Below are 379 nucleotides of genomic sequence, written 5' to 3' on the forward strand. Positions count from 1 at the left end.
CCCCAGATCCGAAACCGTCGCCCGCACCGGATGGCCTTTCTCGCCAAAGATATCCCACACCACCACCGGATTGGCATGCGGTTGCCAGTCATTGACGCCGATATTTTTAAGCCTTGCGAGCAGTTTTTCCGACACCGTTCCTGCCTGCGCGACGCCGGTCAGATCGCCTTTCACATCAGCCATAAACACCGGCACGCCGATTTCCGACAATGACTCCGCCAGTTTTTGCAGCGTAACGGTTTTACCCGTCCCCGTTGCGCCGGTAATCAGCCCATGACGGTTAGCCATTCCCGGCAGTAAAAACAGTTCTGTGTCCGGCGTGCGGGCAATTAACAGGGGTTCACTCATGAGATATCCTCCAGTTTCCTGCCTGGAGTAT

General features: G+C 55.9%; 1 protein-coding gene. It reads right to left on the reverse strand.

What is annotated here, in order from left to right:
- Positions 1-348 (reverse strand): helicase HerA-like domain-containing protein (locus tag EVJ34_RS15635; RefSeq protein WP_131486177.1); only part of this gene is annotated, 348 nt, incomplete at its 3' end.
- Positions 349-379: the final 31 nt, after the last annotated feature.

Source organism: Exiguobacterium sp. SL-9, assembly GCF_004336985.1.
In the GTDB taxonomy this organism is placed as follows: domain Bacteria; phylum Bacillota; class Bacilli; order Exiguobacteriales; family Exiguobacteriaceae; genus Exiguobacterium.